This window comes from Streptomyces sp. URMC 124 (assembly GCF_051386455.1).
In the GTDB taxonomy this organism is placed as follows: domain Bacteria; phylum Actinomycetota; class Actinomycetes; order Streptomycetales; family Streptomycetaceae; genus Streptomyces.
On the sequence record NZ_JBPQTS010000507.1, the window covers coordinates 1 to 263 of the forward strand.

The 263-nt window shown below is 50.6% G+C and carries 1 protein-coding gene; it reads right to left on the minus strand.

Annotated features, from left to right (window positions below; translation table 11 throughout):
* The coding region (locus tag ACSNOG_RS33500) for a PD-(D/E)XK nuclease family protein (RefSeq protein WP_436756436.1) at positions 1-263 on the minus strand (263 nt) is incomplete at its 3' end.

Sequence of the window (263 nt, forward strand, 5' to 3'; positions counted from 1 at the left end):
TGCTGAAGCTGTGTTCCTCCGCTGAAATATTCGGCTGAGGCGTATTTCTTCGTATTGCCTGTTTTATAATCAATGATTCGATATTCATGCGGGCCGATGCGATCCACCCGATCGACGAACCCTTTCAATTTCACTTGCATGCCGTCCGGCAATGTCAGCTCCATCGGCTCACCCTCAGGTGTCCCTAGTTCCAATTCGAAATAGCAGGGCTCTTCGGTCTTCCCTTCTTCGTTCCTGTAAAAAACCTCCGCATCGCGCCGGAT